Annotated in this window: 13 protein-coding genes; 1 reads left to right on the forward strand and 12 read right to left on the reverse strand. The window is 68.5% G+C overall.

Annotation, left to right across the window (positions count from 1 at the left end; all coding sequences use genetic code 11):
* Window positions 1-5: 5 nt before the first annotated feature.
* The 12 genes from APY03_RS23150 to APY03_RS23205 form a co-directional block, all read right to left on the reverse strand.
* Complete coding sequence (locus APY03_RS23150; protein ID WP_068680457.1) at window positions 6-632, reverse strand: isochorismatase family protein; 627 nt, start codon at window positions 630-632, stop codon at window positions 6-8.
* The gene (locus APY03_RS23155; RefSeq protein ID WP_068680458.1) at window positions 625-1,701 is read right to left on the reverse strand and encodes a 2,5-dihydroxypyridine 5,6-dioxygenase; all 1,077 of its coding nucleotides are present in this window, start codon (window positions 1,699-1,701) and stop codon (window positions 625-627) included. Before APY03_RS23155 ends, APY03_RS23150 begins: the two co-directional genes overlap by 8 nt.
* 17 nt (window positions 1,702-1,718) lie before the next feature.
* Entirely contained in the window at window positions 1,719-2,549 is an 831-nt protein-coding gene (locus APY03_RS23160; protein ID WP_068680459.1) for an alpha/beta fold hydrolase, read from the reverse strand.
* A complete protein-coding gene (locus tag APY03_RS23165; RefSeq protein ID WP_068680671.1) occupies window positions 2,546-3,310 on the reverse strand; it encodes a maleate cis-trans isomerase family protein in 765 nt (254 codons plus the stop codon). Before APY03_RS23165 ends, APY03_RS23160 begins: the two co-directional genes overlap by 4 nt.
* A gap of 14 nt (window positions 3,311-3,324) precedes the next feature.
* A complete protein-coding gene (locus APY03_RS23170; protein ID WP_068680460.1) occupies window positions 3,325-4,554 on the reverse strand; it encodes an FAD-dependent monooxygenase in 1,230 nt (409 codons plus the stop codon).
* An 83-nt stretch (window positions 4,555-4,637) separates the two neighbouring features.
* Window positions 4,638-5,399, reverse strand: coding sequence for an ABC transporter ATP-binding protein (locus APY03_RS23175; RefSeq protein WP_068680464.1), 762 nt, complete (start codon window positions 5,397-5,399; stop codon window positions 4,638-4,640).
* Window positions 5,396-6,175: an ABC transporter ATP-binding protein gene (locus tag APY03_RS23180; protein ID WP_068680469.1), complete on the reverse strand. Its 780-nt coding sequence runs from the start codon at window positions 6,173-6,175 to the stop codon at window positions 5,396-5,398. The genes APY03_RS23175 and APY03_RS23180 overlap by 4 nt, the downstream gene beginning before the upstream one ends.
* Window positions 6,172-7,167: a branched-chain amino acid ABC transporter permease gene (locus tag APY03_RS23185; RefSeq protein ID WP_083944523.1), complete on the reverse strand. Its 996-nt coding sequence runs from the start codon at window positions 7,165-7,167 to the stop codon at window positions 6,172-6,174. The genes APY03_RS23180 and APY03_RS23185 overlap by 4 nt, the downstream gene beginning before the upstream one ends.
* Window positions 7,164-8,036, reverse strand: a complete 873-nt coding sequence (locus APY03_RS23190; protein WP_068680470.1) for a branched-chain amino acid ABC transporter permease — start codon at window positions 8,034-8,036, stop codon at window positions 7,164-7,166. The genes APY03_RS23185 and APY03_RS23190 overlap by 4 nt, the downstream gene beginning before the upstream one ends.
* A gap of 8 nt (window positions 8,037-8,044) precedes the next feature.
* The gene (locus APY03_RS23195) at window positions 8,045-9,181 is read right to left on the reverse strand and encodes an ABC transporter substrate-binding protein (RefSeq protein WP_068680471.1); all 1,137 of its coding nucleotides are present in this window, start codon (window positions 9,179-9,181) and stop codon (window positions 8,045-8,047) included.
* A gap of 218 nt (window positions 9,182-9,399) precedes the next feature.
* Entirely contained in the window at window positions 9,400-10,338 is a 939-nt protein-coding gene (locus tag APY03_RS23200) for a 2-hydroxyacid dehydrogenase (RefSeq protein WP_068680474.1), read from the reverse strand.
* Between the two features lie 22 nt (window positions 10,339-10,360).
* Window positions 10,361-12,196, reverse strand: coding sequence for an ABCB family ABC transporter ATP-binding protein/permease (locus APY03_RS23205; RefSeq protein WP_068680477.1), 1,836 nt, complete (start codon window positions 12,194-12,196; stop codon window positions 10,361-10,363).
* Window positions 12,197-12,237: 41 nt separating this feature from the next.
* Here APY03_RS23205 and APY03_RS23210 point away from each other — a divergent pair, with 41 nt between their 5' ends.
* A complete protein-coding gene (locus APY03_RS23210) occupies window positions 12,238-12,654 on the forward strand; it encodes an acyl-CoA thioesterase (RefSeq protein WP_068680479.1) in 417 nt (138 codons plus the stop codon).
* The last annotated feature ends 128 nt before the right edge of the window (window positions 12,655-12,782 follow it).

Consider the following 12,782-nt stretch of genomic DNA (forward strand, 5'->3'; position numbering starts at 1 on the left):
CGCCTTCAACCAGCGGCGGGCAGGCGCTCGCGCAGTTCGGCCGACGTCATCACGTCGGCGTACTTCTGCTGCATGTCGAACAGGCTGGCGTCGTGCGGCCCGATGGCGCGGTCGCCTACGCAATCGGCCAGCACCAGCGGCCTGAAGCCCCAGCACATGCCATCGACCACGCTGGCGCGCACGCAGCCGCTGGTCACGCAGCCCGCGACCACCAGCGTGCGCACGCCGCGCTGGACGAGCCAGGGCGCCAGCGTGGTGCCGAAGAAGGCGGACGGGACGTTCTTGCGCACCACCAGCTCGCCCGCATGCGGCGCGAGCACGTCGACGATGGCGCTGGCGGACGAGGCCTCCTTCAGCGTCAGCATGCCGGGCACCTTGTCGCTGAAGACGTTGGCGTCGCCATCGTCGTCGGCATAGACGATGCGGCTGTGCGCCACCGGCCAGCCCCGCTTGCGCGCCAAGGCCAGCAGCGGCACCGTGCGCCCGATCGCCTGCGGGATGTTGCCGCCGCCGAACACCGCGGGGTCGGCAAAGCCGTTGACGAAATCGACGATCAGGAGCGCGAGCGGCGGCTGCACGCCCAGGCCGGCGCCGAAGCCCTGGCGGCGGTAGACCTCGCTCTCTTCAGGCATGGGCGGGCTCTTTCCGTGCGGGCTGCGGCGTCATCAGTTCCTCGACTACCTGGCCCTCGCGCACCACCTGCAGCTCGTCCACGAAGACGTTGCAGCGGCGCATCGGGATGTCGATGTGGCAAGCCGTGGTCCGGCTGCCGCCCGCCTCGTTGTTGGGACCGAGCGAGAACAGGAAGTTGCCGCTGACCGCACGTGCGTCCATGCCCAGCGTGGCCTCGCGGTCGTACAGGCCCAGCGTCGACCAATAGGCGCGCTTCTGCAGGCCCCAGCCGATGTGCGAGATGGCGTAGGCCTCGGGGTCGCCGAAGGATTCGATGTACTCGCGCAGCATCTCGGCCTCCACCGCGCCGTCGATACGGGTGACGAAGCCGTCCTTCACGGTGAGCTCGATCGGCTCGCCCACATAGGACTTCATCGGCAGCAGCACGTCGCCCTTGGCCAGCACGATGCGGCCCTGGGCGCCGCCTTCGTTGGGCCAGGTAAAGGCGAAGCCGCTGGGCCAGTGGTCCCAGCGGCCGGGCTGGTCGACGAAGCCGTACTCGGCGGTGATCGGGTATTCGCCCAGCGGCAGGTGAAGGTCGGTGCCGGCGGCCGAGCTCACGCGCATCGTCCTGCGGTTCTTCAGCAGCGCGACGCCGGCCTGCACGCGCTCGAAGTCCTCCAGCGTCGGGACCATGCGCAGCAGCACCTCCGGCGGCTCGACGGCCAGCAGGATCTTCGTGCCGCCTTGCAGGATCTCGTGCTGCTCCGGCGAGAACAGCAGGGTCATCAGGTCGAGCACGAGATCGCTCGCCTTCAGCGCTGCAATGGCAGCACGATTGCCGGTGAGCGGCGTGGTGCCGAGATAGGCCAGCGGGTCGCGGCTCAGGGACTTCTCGGCATTGACGGGCGGGAGGTCCAGCCGGCTGACGCAGGCGCCGAGCATCGTCGCAGCGGTGATCGCGCAGCGCAGCGTCTGCGGGTGCGTGTGGTCGCTGGTAAGAACGGTGACGGCGTCGCCGGCCTTCAGCTTGGAAAGCGTGAGGACCTGGGTCCAGGCGCGGATCAGGTCGGTGTCGCGGACAGCCATGGAGTTCTCCTTTCTACTCAATCGAGCGGATGGCCGAGGAAGTCGCCGAAGGCACGGTAGAAGTTCGCCTCGTGGTCCCACGGGATCATGTGGCCGGCGTCGGGCACGCGCACCTCGGCCAACTGGGGGGCGAGGCGGCGCATCTCCTCGACGTCGCCGGGCCGCACCACGTCACCGCGCTCGGCGGTGATCAGCAGCAGGGGTACCGCGATGCGCGGCAGGTCGGCGTGGATGTCGTCGGTCTGGAAGGCCTCGAAGCTGGTCACGATGGCGCGCTCGTCGCAGGTGTGCAGCCATTGCGCGCGCAGCCGCAGCTGCTCCTCGGTCCAGGTGGGGCAGAACTCGCGCATCTGCTCCAGCGTGATGCCGCGGCGCGCGAGGCGGATCGAGTCGACGTACCAGGGCAGCTTCGCGGGGTACGCACGCCGGCCTGGCCCAGAGACCGGCGGATCGACCGCGACCACGCGCGTGAGCCCTGCAGGCTGCCGTCCGGCGGCGCGGATCGCGATGCGTCCTCCCATCGAATGGCCGACCAGGGCGAAGCGTGGCAGCGCCAGCGCCAGGGCCAGCGCGATCACGTCGGCCGCCTGCGCATCGAGGCTGTAGTCGAGCGTGTCCGAGGCTTCGCTGAGACCGCGGCCGCGCACGTCGAGCACGTAGGTGTCGAAGTGGCGGCCGAAGCGCTCGGCCACGAAGCCCCAGGTCACGGCCGGGCTGGTGATGCCGGGGATCAGGATCACCGCATCGCGCGTGGCGCGCTCCCCGCCGGCGCCGCCATAGCGCAGGTAGTGCTGGCGGATGCCGTTGGCCTGCACATGCGCGCCGTACAGGTAGTGGCTGCCGCTCATCGCTTCGCTCCCGCATAGGCGCCGGAAAGCAGCGCGCCGGCGCCGGGCACCACGGGCTCCAGGCCGAGCGCGCCGAGCATGGCGTAGGTGGTGGCCACGGCCGCGGTGACCACCGGCTTGCCGGTGGCGGCCTCGACGCGCGCGATGGCCGGCAGCGAGGGCATCTGGACGCAGGCCGACAGCACGATCGCATCCACGTCCGAGGTCTTCATGCCGGCGACGATGCCCGGCAGCCGCGCCGGATCGTGGCGGCCGACCTCCAGGTTGTCGGGGATCTCGAGCGCGCGCCAGTCCACCACCTCGAACCCTTCATGCTCGATGTAGTCGATGACCAGCTTGGTCAGCGGCACCATGTACGGCGCCACGAGCGCGATGCGGCGCGCACCGATGACGCGCAGCGCATCCACCAGGGCGCCTGCACTGGTGACCACCGGCGCCTCGCCCTGGTTGCCGGCGGTGGCCGCGCGCAAGCGGGTCTCGGACTGGCGGTGATAGCCGCGGCCCATGGCCATGATGGCGACCAGGCAGGCGTAGCCGAGTACGTCCACGCGCGCGTCGCTGAGCTCCAGCGCGCAGCGGTCGGACTCGGCGTCCATGGCCGCGAGCTCTTCCTTGTTGACCTGCTTCATGCGCATGCGCGCAGAGTGGAAGGTGAAGCGTTCCGGCCTCACCTGCTCGCGCAGGCGCAGCATGGCGGGGATCTCGGTCTCCATCGTGGTGTTGGAACTCGGCACGATCTGGCCGATGCGGTAGCTCTTCATGTTCATCCTCCGGTTCAGGCCACCGAGGCCACGGTGTCGAAGCGTTCGTCGCAGCGGGTCGCGTCGTATTCGTAGACCCACTCGGCCTTGATGCCGACGGCGTTCGGGTTCTTCGCCTGCTGTTGCTGGAAGGCCAGGTCGCGCTGGCGCTGCTCCTCGGGCGTTGACAGGTGATAGGTGCGGCCGCGCTCGCGCGCCTCGAGCTGCACGCGGGCCGTGCGCGGCAGCCGCTCGGCCTCATAGGCGCGCAGGGCTGCCGGGCAGTCGCCGGCGTAGTGCGCCAGCGCAGCCGCCAGCACGTAGGCGTCCTCGATCGCCATCGCCGCGCCCTGCGAGAGGAAAGGCAGCATCGGGTGCGCCGCGTCGCCCAGCAGCGTGACCCGCCCCTGCGACCAGGCGGTCATCGGGTCGCGGTCGAACAGCCCCCACTTGAAGATCTCCGAGGTGTCGGTGCGCTCGAAGAGGCGGATGATGTTCGGGTGCCAGCCGGCATAGGCGGCGAGCAGTTCCTCGCGCGTGCTGGGCTCGGTCCAGGACTCTGCCACCCACTGCGCGCTCTCGTTCACGGCCACGATGTTGACGGCCGCGCCACCCTTCACGTAGTAGGTCACGATGTGCGCCTTCGGCCCCATCCAGAACGAGGCATCCGGGCTCACGAAGGGCAGCGGATGCTGCTCCACCGGCACCAGCGCGCGCCAGCACATGTGGCCGGTGAAGCGCGCATCCGTCTTGCCCCATAGCGAATCGCGCACTGCCGAATGGATGCCGTCGGCGCCGACGATCAGGTCGGCCTCGAAGCGGGTGCCGTCCGAGAACCGGGCAATCGCCCGGTCGCCGCGCTGCTCGACGCCGGTGCACTGCACGTTGAAGCGCACGCGGTCCGCCGGGATGCCTTCGCACAGGATCGCATGCAGGTCGGCGCGGTGCACGTGATAGAAGCCCGCACCGAAGAGCCGGGGGCACACCTCGCGCAGCGGGGTGCGGAACAGCTCGCGCGCATCGTTCCAGTTGCGCCCGACCATCGCCTCGGGCAGGAAGCCGATGCGCTCCAGCCCATCGCCCACGCCGAGGCCCTTCAGCACCTTGGCAGCATTGGGCGTCATCTGCACGCCCGCGCCGATCTCGCCGAAGGCGGGGGCGCGTTCGAAAACATGGGCGTCGATGCCGCGCAGTCGCAGTGCACGCGCCAGCGCTACACCGCCGATGCCGCCGCCGACGATGCCCACGCGCATTGCTTTGCTCATACCAGATCTCCTGTTGGATTGCTTTTGAATGAACGAATCGTTGTTCGAATGAAGGCCGCAGGGCGCAGGCGCCCGCGCGGCTCTCAGGCGCCGAGGTAGGCGCTCAGGAGCTCCGGGTCCTGCAGCAGCCCGGCCGCATCGCGCTCCGCGACCACGCGGCCGGTCTCGAAGACATAGGCACGCGACGCGACGGACAGCGCGTTGTGCACGTTCTGCTCGACCAGCAAAACCGTCACGCCGTGCGCATGGATCTCGCGCACGAAGTCGAACACCTCCTCTGCCATGCGCGGGCTCAGGCCCAGGCTGGGCTCGTCGAGGAGCAGCAGCCGGGGCTCGGACATCAGCGCGCGCCCGATGGCCAGCATCTGCTGCTCGCCGCCGCTGAGCGTGCCGGCCAGTTGCCGGTGCCGCTCCTTCAGCCGCGGGAAGCGGGCATACACCTTCGCGATGCGCTGCTCGATCTCGGCGGCCGACTTGCACAGGTAGGCGCCGAGCGAGAGGTTCTCGTACACGCTCATCGCCGGCCAGACGTGGCGCTCCTCCGGCGACTGCGCGATGCCCAGCGCGACCACGCGGTCGGCCGGCATGCCGCCGATGCCGCGGCCGTCGAACAGGATCTCGCCGCGCGTCGGGCGCAGCAGGCCGGAGATGGTGCGCAGCGTGGTGCTCTTGCCGGCGCCGTTGGCGCCGATGAGCGCGACCACCTCGCCCGGCTGCACGGTGAGGCTCACGCCGTGCAGCGCGGCGGTCTTGCCGTAGCTGACATGCACATCCTTCATCTCGAGCAGGTGGCCGCCGGCGGCGCGCGCGCCTTGCACGATGGGGTTTGCCATCACGGCACTCATGACTTCCTTCCTCCGCCCAGATAGGCCTCGATCACGCGTGCATCGCTCTGCACCTCGGCCGGCGCGCCCTCGGCCAGCTTCTCGCCGAAGTGCATCACCACCACGCGGTCGCACACGCCCATCACCAGTCCCATGTTGTGCTCCACGATCAGGATCGACTGCACGAAGGAGCCGCGCAGCTTCTTCAGGATCTCGCCGAAGGTCTTCGCTTCCTGGCTGTTGAGGCCGGCCGCGGGCTCGTCGAGCATCAGGATCTCCGGCTTGGCGGACAGTGCCAACGCCACCTCGAGCAGGCGAAGCTCGCCGCACGACAGCAGGTAGGCCGGAGCGTCCATGCGCTGCCCGAGCCCCATGGTGTGCACGATCCGCTCCGCACTCTCGCGCACGGTATGCTCGGTGCTGCGCACGCGCGCGCCCGGGAAGAAGGTGCGCCAGAGCGGCTGGCGCGCTTCGAGGTAGTGCCCGGTGAGCACGTTCTCGAACACCGTCAGCGACTTGAGGATGTTGGTCTTCTGGAAGCTGCGCACGATGCCCAGGCGCGCCATGCGGTAAGGCTTCTCGCCCGTCACGTCGCTGCCGCGGAAGTGCACCCTGCCCTCGCTCGGCGAGTAGAAGCCGGTGATCAGGTTGAAGCAGGTGGTCTTGCCCGCGCCGTTGGGGCCGATCAGGCCGACGATCTCCCCGGGCTGCACGTCGAAGCTGATGTCCTTCACGGCATGGATGCCGCCGAAGGACTTGCTGAGGCCGCGGACCTCCAGTGTGCCCGCCGCGTTCATGCAGGCCTCCGGGTCGCCCGCGGCGCGGTTGGGGGCGCGGCTGGGGCAGCAGCCACGGCACGCGTCTCCCGGCGCCGCGTGATGAAGCCCATCAGGCCGCGCGGCAGGAAGAGCACGATCGCGATCACCGCCAACCCGAAGAGGGACAGGCGCAGCTCCTTGGCTTCGCGCAGGTACTCCTCCAGGAAGGTCACGAGCAACGCACCGATCAGCGGCCCCACCAGCGTGCCCTTGCCGCCGATCAGCACCATGATGATCATGCTGACCATGAAGGCGAAGCGGAACACCTCCGGGCCGACGAAGGAGATGTAGTGCGCATAGAAGCCGCCGGCCATGCCCGACAGGAAGGCACCGAGCACCAGGGCGAACATCGAGTAGGTCAGCGGCCGGATGCCGATCGATTGGGCGACGTAGCGGTTCTCGCGGATCGCGACGGCCGCGCGGCCTGCGTTCGAGTTCACGAAGCGGTACGACAAGTACAGCGCGATCGCGAGCAGTACCCAGGCGACGGCGTAGTAGAACTGCTTGGCCCCGAGGTTGCCGGCCTCCGCCAGAAGGGCGGGCTGCGGCACGCCCGCGATGCCCATCGGCCCGTTGGTGAGGGCGATCCAGTTGTCCGCGACCAGGCGCAGCACCTCGGCGAAGGACAAGGTCACGATCACGAAGAACGGCCCCTGCAACCGCAGCGTGATGCCGCCGATGATCACGCCCATCAGTGCCGCGAGCGCACCGGCGACCGGGATGGTCGCCCAGATCGGCCAGCCATGCACGGTCGACAGGAGCGCCGCCGCATAGGCACCCGTGCCGAGGAAGGCGGTGTGGCCGAGCGAGAACTCGCCGACGTAGCCCACCACCAGGTTGAGGCTGGTGGCGAGCACCGCGTAGAACAGCACCATGATGGCGATGTGCAGCACGTACTGGTCGCGCACCAGCAAGGGCACCAGGGCCGCGAGCAGCATCAGCGCCCAGAGACAGCGACGTTCGAATTTCATGCTCGCTCCACCCGCTTGGAGAAGAGGCCGTAGGGCCGGAACACCAGGGCGAGGATCACCAGCGCGAAGCCGATGATGTCGACCCAGCCGGTAGCGACGTAGCCGCCCCACAGCGCCTCCGCCACGCCGAGCAGCAGGCCGCCCGCAATGGCGCCGGCAAAGCTGCCCATGCCGCCGAGGATCACGACCACGAAGGCCTTCATGCTCACCAGCCCGCCAACGGACACCTGCGCCGAGTAGATCGAGCCGAGCAGCATGCCCGCCATCGAGGCGATCACCGTGCCCATGGCGAAGGTGCTGGCGTACACGCTGGACGTGCGGATGCCCACCAGCCGCGCGGCCATCGGGTCCTGGAAGGTGGCGCGCATCGCGCGGCCCAGCCGGGTCTTGTGGATCGTGAGCCAGGCGGCCACGATCAGCAGCGCGCACACCGCGACCGCGAACAGGCGCAGCTTGGTGAGCACCACCGTGCCCAGGAAGACCGGGCCAGCGGCGATCGGCGCCTCCACTTTCAGCGGCGCGGTGCCGACCATCAACAGCGCGGTGTTCGCCAGGAAGATCGACAGGCCGATGGTCAGCAGGATGCCGGGCTCCTCGCCCTGGTCGCGGATGCGCTCGATCAGCAGGCGGTCGACCAGCCAGCCGAAGGCGCCCATCGCGACGGCCACCAGCAGCAGCCCGGAGAAGAAGTCGAGGCCGAGCCGCGTGGTCGCCCACCAGCCCATGACGCCCCCCATCATGTACAGCTCGCCATGCGCGAAGTTGACGACGCGCATGAGGCCGAGGATCAGCGTCAGGCCCAGGGCCGACAGGGCGTAGAAGGAGCCCGTGACCAGGCCGTTGACGAGATACTGTGGCAGCAGCTCCATGCCGGTCCTCAGGGTTTCTCGGTCGCGCTCTGGGCCACGACGCGCGGCTCCTTGTTGACGATCTGCACCAGCACCACGTCGAAGCCATAGCCTTCACCCTTGTCGGTGAAGCGGTAGCGGCCGTTGGGTGCGGCGTAGTCGGTCTTGCGCAAGGCGTCGCGCACCGCCTCGGGCTCGGCCTTGCCGGCGCGCGCGAGCGCGTCCATCATGATGTTGAGCGCGTTGTAGCCGGCCGCGCCGTACTTGCCCGGCTTCTCCTTGTAGGCAGCGCTGTACATCTCGACGAAGGCCTTGTTGCGGTCGCCCGGCAGGCTCGACGCGTAGGGAACGGCGGCGTAGATGCCCTCGGAAGCCTCCCCGGCCAGGCCGACGAAGTCCGCCGTCGCCCAGGAGCCGACGCCGAAGATCTTGGTCTTGAGACCGAACTCCTTGAACTGCTTGACCAGGATCGATCCGTCCTGCGTCTCGGCCGCGACGAACACGCCATCGGCATTGCTGGCCTTGAGCTTGGTGAGCAGCGTGTAGAAGTCAGTGGCGCCGTGGTCGAAGTACTCCTTCATCACGGTCTTCACGCCCAGCGCGCTCAGGTCCTTGGAAAAGTCCTCGACGCCGCCGCGGCCCCAGTCGTCGTTCACGCCGATGTAGGCAACCGTCTTGAGCTGCAGCTTCTCGGCGATGATCTTGCTGAAGGTCTTCGACATCAGCCGGTCGGTCTCGGCCGAGCGGAAGAAGTACTGCAAGCCTTTCTCCGTCAGGTCCGCCTTCGACGACACGCCGGTCAGCAGCGGCACCTTGTACTTCTCGGCCACGGGCATCACCGCCGCGGTGGCCGAGCTGCAGAAGGCGCCGGTCAGTGCCACGACCTTGTCGCGCTGCACCAGCTTCTCGGCTGCGTTGACCGAGTTGGCCGGGCGGCACTGGCCGTCCTCGATCACCAGCTCCACCTTGCGCCCGAACACGCCGCCCGCGGCATTGCGCCGCTCGACCGCGAGCTTGGCACCGCTCACGAAGGCCTGGCCGTTGTAGGCCACCGAGCCGGTCAGCGGCTGGATCACGCCGACCTTCACCGTGTCTTGCGCCCAGGCGCCGCCTGCGGCGAGGCCGAGAACGCCCGCCGCGCCGAACATACGCATCCACTTCTGCATCTCAATCTCCAATCAAGGATGAATGCCCGCGGCCTTGGAGCCGATCGGGCTTCGAGCTAATTAAACACCTAATTAATTAAAACGCGAGGTTAGCCGCGCTCCTCGTGCACCGAGATGGGGTTAACCCGGGCTTTTAATTAATCGTTTAGTCAATTAGCAAGAGAGATGCCAGCACCGGCGGGCCGCTTGGGGTTGGCCAACTCAAGCGGGCCCGACCTTCAGATCGGCGTCACCACACCGCGCCCGGCGAAATGCCCTTCGGCATTCGCCATGAAGCGGTCCACCGAGGCTTGCGTGGCCTCGGGCGACCAGCCGGCCATGTGCGGTGTCAGCAGCACGTTGTCGAGGCCGATCAACGGCTCGGGGCGCTTGGGCTCGCTTTCGTAGACGTCGAGCCCGGCGCCCGCGATGCGCCCCTCGCGCAGCGCGGCGGCGAGCGCCTCGGTGTCGACCACGCTGCCGCGCGAGATGTTGACCAGGAAGCCCTGCGGCCCGAGCGCATCGAGGATGCCGGCATCGACCAGGTGCCGCGTGCCGGCGCCGCCCGGCGTGGCGATCATCAGCACGTCCGACCAGGCGGCCAGCGCCTTCAGGCTGTCGAAGTAGCGGTGCGCCACGCCCTCGCGCGGCTTGCGGTTGTGGTAGCCGACCTCCATGTCGAAGCCGGCGGCGCGCTTGGCGATCTTCTGGCCGATGGTGCCCAGGCCGAGGATGCCCAGGCGCTTGCCCGAGACATTGGGCGGCTGCGGGATCGCCTCGCGCCATACGCCCTCGCGGCACTGCCGGTCGAGCATGCGGATGCCGCGCACGATGCCGATCAGCAGGCCGAAGGCGTGGTCGGCCACGCAGTCGTCGTTGGTGCCGGCGCCGTTGGCCAGCGCGACGCCGCGCGCGCGCGCCGCCTCCAGTGGCAGGCACTCGTAGCCCGCGCCCATGGCGCAGATCAACTCGACCTTCGGCATCGCCGCCAGCTCGTCGGGCGTGAGCCCGATCACGCCGATGGTCAGCACTGCGCGGTAGCGGGCGCCGTGTGCGGCGATGGCTGCCGCGCGCTCGGCCGCGGTGGGCGCGTAAGTCATGTCATAGACGGCGGCAATCTGGGCCTGGTGGGCGCTCGACAGGCTGTTGAGCACCAGGAGGGGAATCTTGTCGGACATCCGGTCTCCGGAAACATGGGAATCAAAGAACGGGCTCGGCAGCCTCGATCTGCTGCAGGGCCCACATCTGGGCATAGCGCGCGTCCCTGGCGAGCAGCTGCGCATGGGTGCCGCGCTCGACGACCACGCCGCTTTCGAGCACCAGGATCTCGTGCGCGTCGACCACGGTCGAGAGCCGGTGCGCGATCACCAGGGTGGTCTTGTTCTGCGCCGCGCTCTTCAGCTCGGCCTGGATCGCGCGCTCGTTGGCCGAGTCCAGCGCCGAGGTCGCCTCGTCGAAGATCAGGATCGGCGGGTCCTTCAGCAGCGTGCGCGCGATCGCCACGCGCTGCTTCTCGCCGCCCGAGAGCTTCAGGCCGCGCTCTCCTACCGGCGTTTCATAGCCCTTGGGCGTCCCGGCGATGAAGTCGTGGATGCGCGCGGCCCGCGCCGCCTGCTCCACTTCGGCACGGCTGGCGCCCGGGCGGCCGTAGGCGATGTTGTATTCGATGGTGTCGTTGAAGAGCACCGTGTCCTGCGGCACGATGCCGATGGCCTGGCGCACGCTGGCCTGGGTCACCTCGCGGATGTCCTCGCCCCCAATCAGGATGCGACCTTGCTGGACGTCGTAGAACCGGTAGAGCAGCCGGGCCAGGGTGGACTTCCCCGAGCCGGACGGCCCGACCACCGCAACAGTCTTGCCGGCCGGGATCTCGAAGCTCACATGCTTGAGGATCGGCCGCGAGGGCTCGTAGGCAAAGCTCACGTCCTCGAAGCGCACGCTGGCATCGCGCCCCGCGAGCGGCCGGGCGCCCGGCGCATCGCGCACCTCGCGCTCCTTCTCGAGCAGCACGAACATCTTGTCCAGGTCGGTCAGGCTCTGCTTGATCTCGCGGTAGATCACGCCCAGGAAGTTGAGCGGGATGTACAGCTGGATCATGAAGGCGTTGACCATCACCAGGTCGCCCAGCGTCATGCGGCCTTCGACCACGCCTGCGGTCGCGCGCCACAGCATCAGCACCAGGCTCACCGCGATCAGCAGCTGCTGGCCGGTGTTGAGCAGGCTCAGCGTCCTCTGGCTCTTGATGGCGGCACGGCGGTAGCGGTCGAGGCTCGCGTCGTAGCGGCCCGCTTCGAACTCCTCGTTGTTGAAGTACTTGACCGTCTCGTAGTTCAGCAGCGAATCGATGGCCCGGCTCTGCGCCACCGAGTCGAGCTCGTTCATGGTCCTGCGGAACTGGGTGCGCCACTCCGTCACCGTGACGGTGAACGCGATGTAGAGCAGCAGCGCGACACCCGTGATCCAGACGAAGAGCGCATCGAACTTCACGCCCAGGATCGTCAGCACCAGCGTCAGCTCGATGATGGTAGGCACGATGCTGTAGAGCGACATCGAGATCAGCGAGTGCACGCCGCGCGTGCCGCGCTCGATGTCGCGCGTCATGCCGCCGGTCTGCCGCTCCAGGTGGAAGCGCAGCGACAGCGCATGCAGGTGCCGGAACACCTCCAGCGAAATGCTGCGCGCCGCGCCCTCGGTCGCCTTGGCGAAGACCAGCTCGCGCAGCTCGCCGAACAGCGAGGTCGAGAAGCGCAGCAGCCCGTAGGCGACCAGCAGCGCAATCGGCACCACCAGCAGCGCCTGCGCCATGTCGGGCTTGGGCGTCATGGTGTCGACCAGGTTCTTGAGCAGCACCGGCACGCCGACGTTCGCCACCTTGGCTCCCACCATGAAGAGGAGCGCGGCCAGCATGCGCCACTTGTAGCGCCAGAGGTAGGGAAACAGCCGGCGCAGCGTGGCCCAGTCGGAGCGATCGCTCCGGGCCGGCTCGCTGGCCGAGGCGTGATGGGCAGGGGAAAGGGCTTCGCCGCTACGGCGCATGGGGAGACAATCGTGGCTGTTGCTTTTCCCGGATTGTGCCCATGTCTGTTCCCGCCAACGTTTCAGCCACCCTCAAGAGCCTGCCCGCCGACATGGAACTCGTGCTCAAGGTAATCCCGCTGCCGGCCGACGTCAATGCCAACGGCGACATCTTCGGCGGGTGGGTGATGGCCCAGTGCGACCTGGCGGGCTCGGTCATTCCGGCGCGCTACGCCAAGGGCCGCATGGCCACCGTCGCCGTCAACGAATTCGTCTTCAAGCAACCGGTTCGGCTGGGGGACATCCTGTCCTTCTACTCGAAGCTCGTGCGGATCGGCCGCACCTCTGTGACGGTCTTGGTCGAGGTCTTCGCCGAGCGCTTCAAGGCGCAGGGCGAGTACATCAAGGTGACGGAAGCCACGTTCACCTATGTTGCGATCGACGAGAACGGCAGGCCGCGGGCGATCGTCAGGGAGTGAGTGCAAGGCGGGGCCGGACGCATGCGCAAGCGGTGGTGCTGCCTGCGGGGCCGCGGAAGGCGGTCTGCGGCCCGGGCTCCTGCCGGGGCGGTCCGCAGACCACCTTCCGCGGAGGACATGTCGGGGTT

Source organism: Variovorax sp. WDL1, assembly GCF_001541225.1.
GTDB lineage: Bacteria > Pseudomonadota > Gammaproteobacteria > Burkholderiales > Burkholderiaceae_C > Variovorax.

Bases quoted from the DNA above. Each gene is read 5' to 3' on its own strand.
- APY03_RS23150 (WP_068680457.1), bottom strand. From the start codon at position 632: ATGCCTGAAGAGAGCGAGGTCTACCGCCGCCAGGGCTTCGGCGCCGGC.
- APY03_RS23155 (WP_068680458.1), bottom strand. From the start codon at position 1,701: ATGGCTGTCCGCGACACCGACCTGATCCGCGCCTGGACCCAGGTCCTC.
- APY03_RS23160 (WP_068680459.1), bottom strand. From the start codon at position 2,549: ATGAGCGGCAGCCACTACCTGTACGGCGCGCATGTGCAGGCCAACGGC.
- APY03_RS23165 (WP_068680671.1), bottom strand. From the start codon at position 3,310: ATGAAGAGCTACCGCATCGGCCAGATCGTGCCGAGTTCCAACACCACG.
- APY03_RS23170 (WP_068680460.1), bottom strand. From the start codon at position 4,554: ATGAGCAAAGCAATGCGCGTGGGCATCGTCGGCGGCGGCATCGGCGGT.
- APY03_RS23175 (WP_068680464.1), bottom strand. From the start codon at position 5,399: ATGAGTGCCGTGATGGCAAACCCCATCGTGCAAGGCGCGCGCGCCGCC.
- APY03_RS23180 (WP_068680469.1), bottom strand. From the start codon at position 6,175: ATGAACGCGGCGGGCACACTGGAGGTCCGCGGCCTCAGCAAGTCCTTC.
- APY03_RS23185 (WP_083944523.1), bottom strand. From the start codon at position 7,167: ATGAAATTCGAACGTCGCTGTCTCTGGGCGCTGATGCTGCTCGCGGCC.
- APY03_RS23190 (WP_068680470.1), bottom strand. From the start codon at position 8,036: ATGGAGCTGCTGCCACAGTATCTCGTCAACGGCCTGGTCACGGGCTCC.
- APY03_RS23195 (WP_068680471.1), bottom strand. From the start codon at position 9,181: ATGCAGAAGTGGATGCGTATGTTCGGCGCGGCGGGCGTTCTCGGCCTC.
- APY03_RS23200 (WP_068680474.1), bottom strand. From the start codon at position 10,338: ATGTCCGACAAGATTCCCCTCCTGGTGCTCAACAGCCTGTCGAGCGCC.
- APY03_RS23205 (WP_068680477.1), bottom strand. From the start codon at position 12,196: ATGCGCCGTAGCGGCGAAGCCCTTTCCCCTGCCCATCACGCCTCGGCC.
- APY03_RS23210 (WP_068680479.1), top strand. From the start codon at position 12,238: ATGTCTGTTCCCGCCAACGTTTCAGCCACCCTCAAGAGCCTGCCCGCC.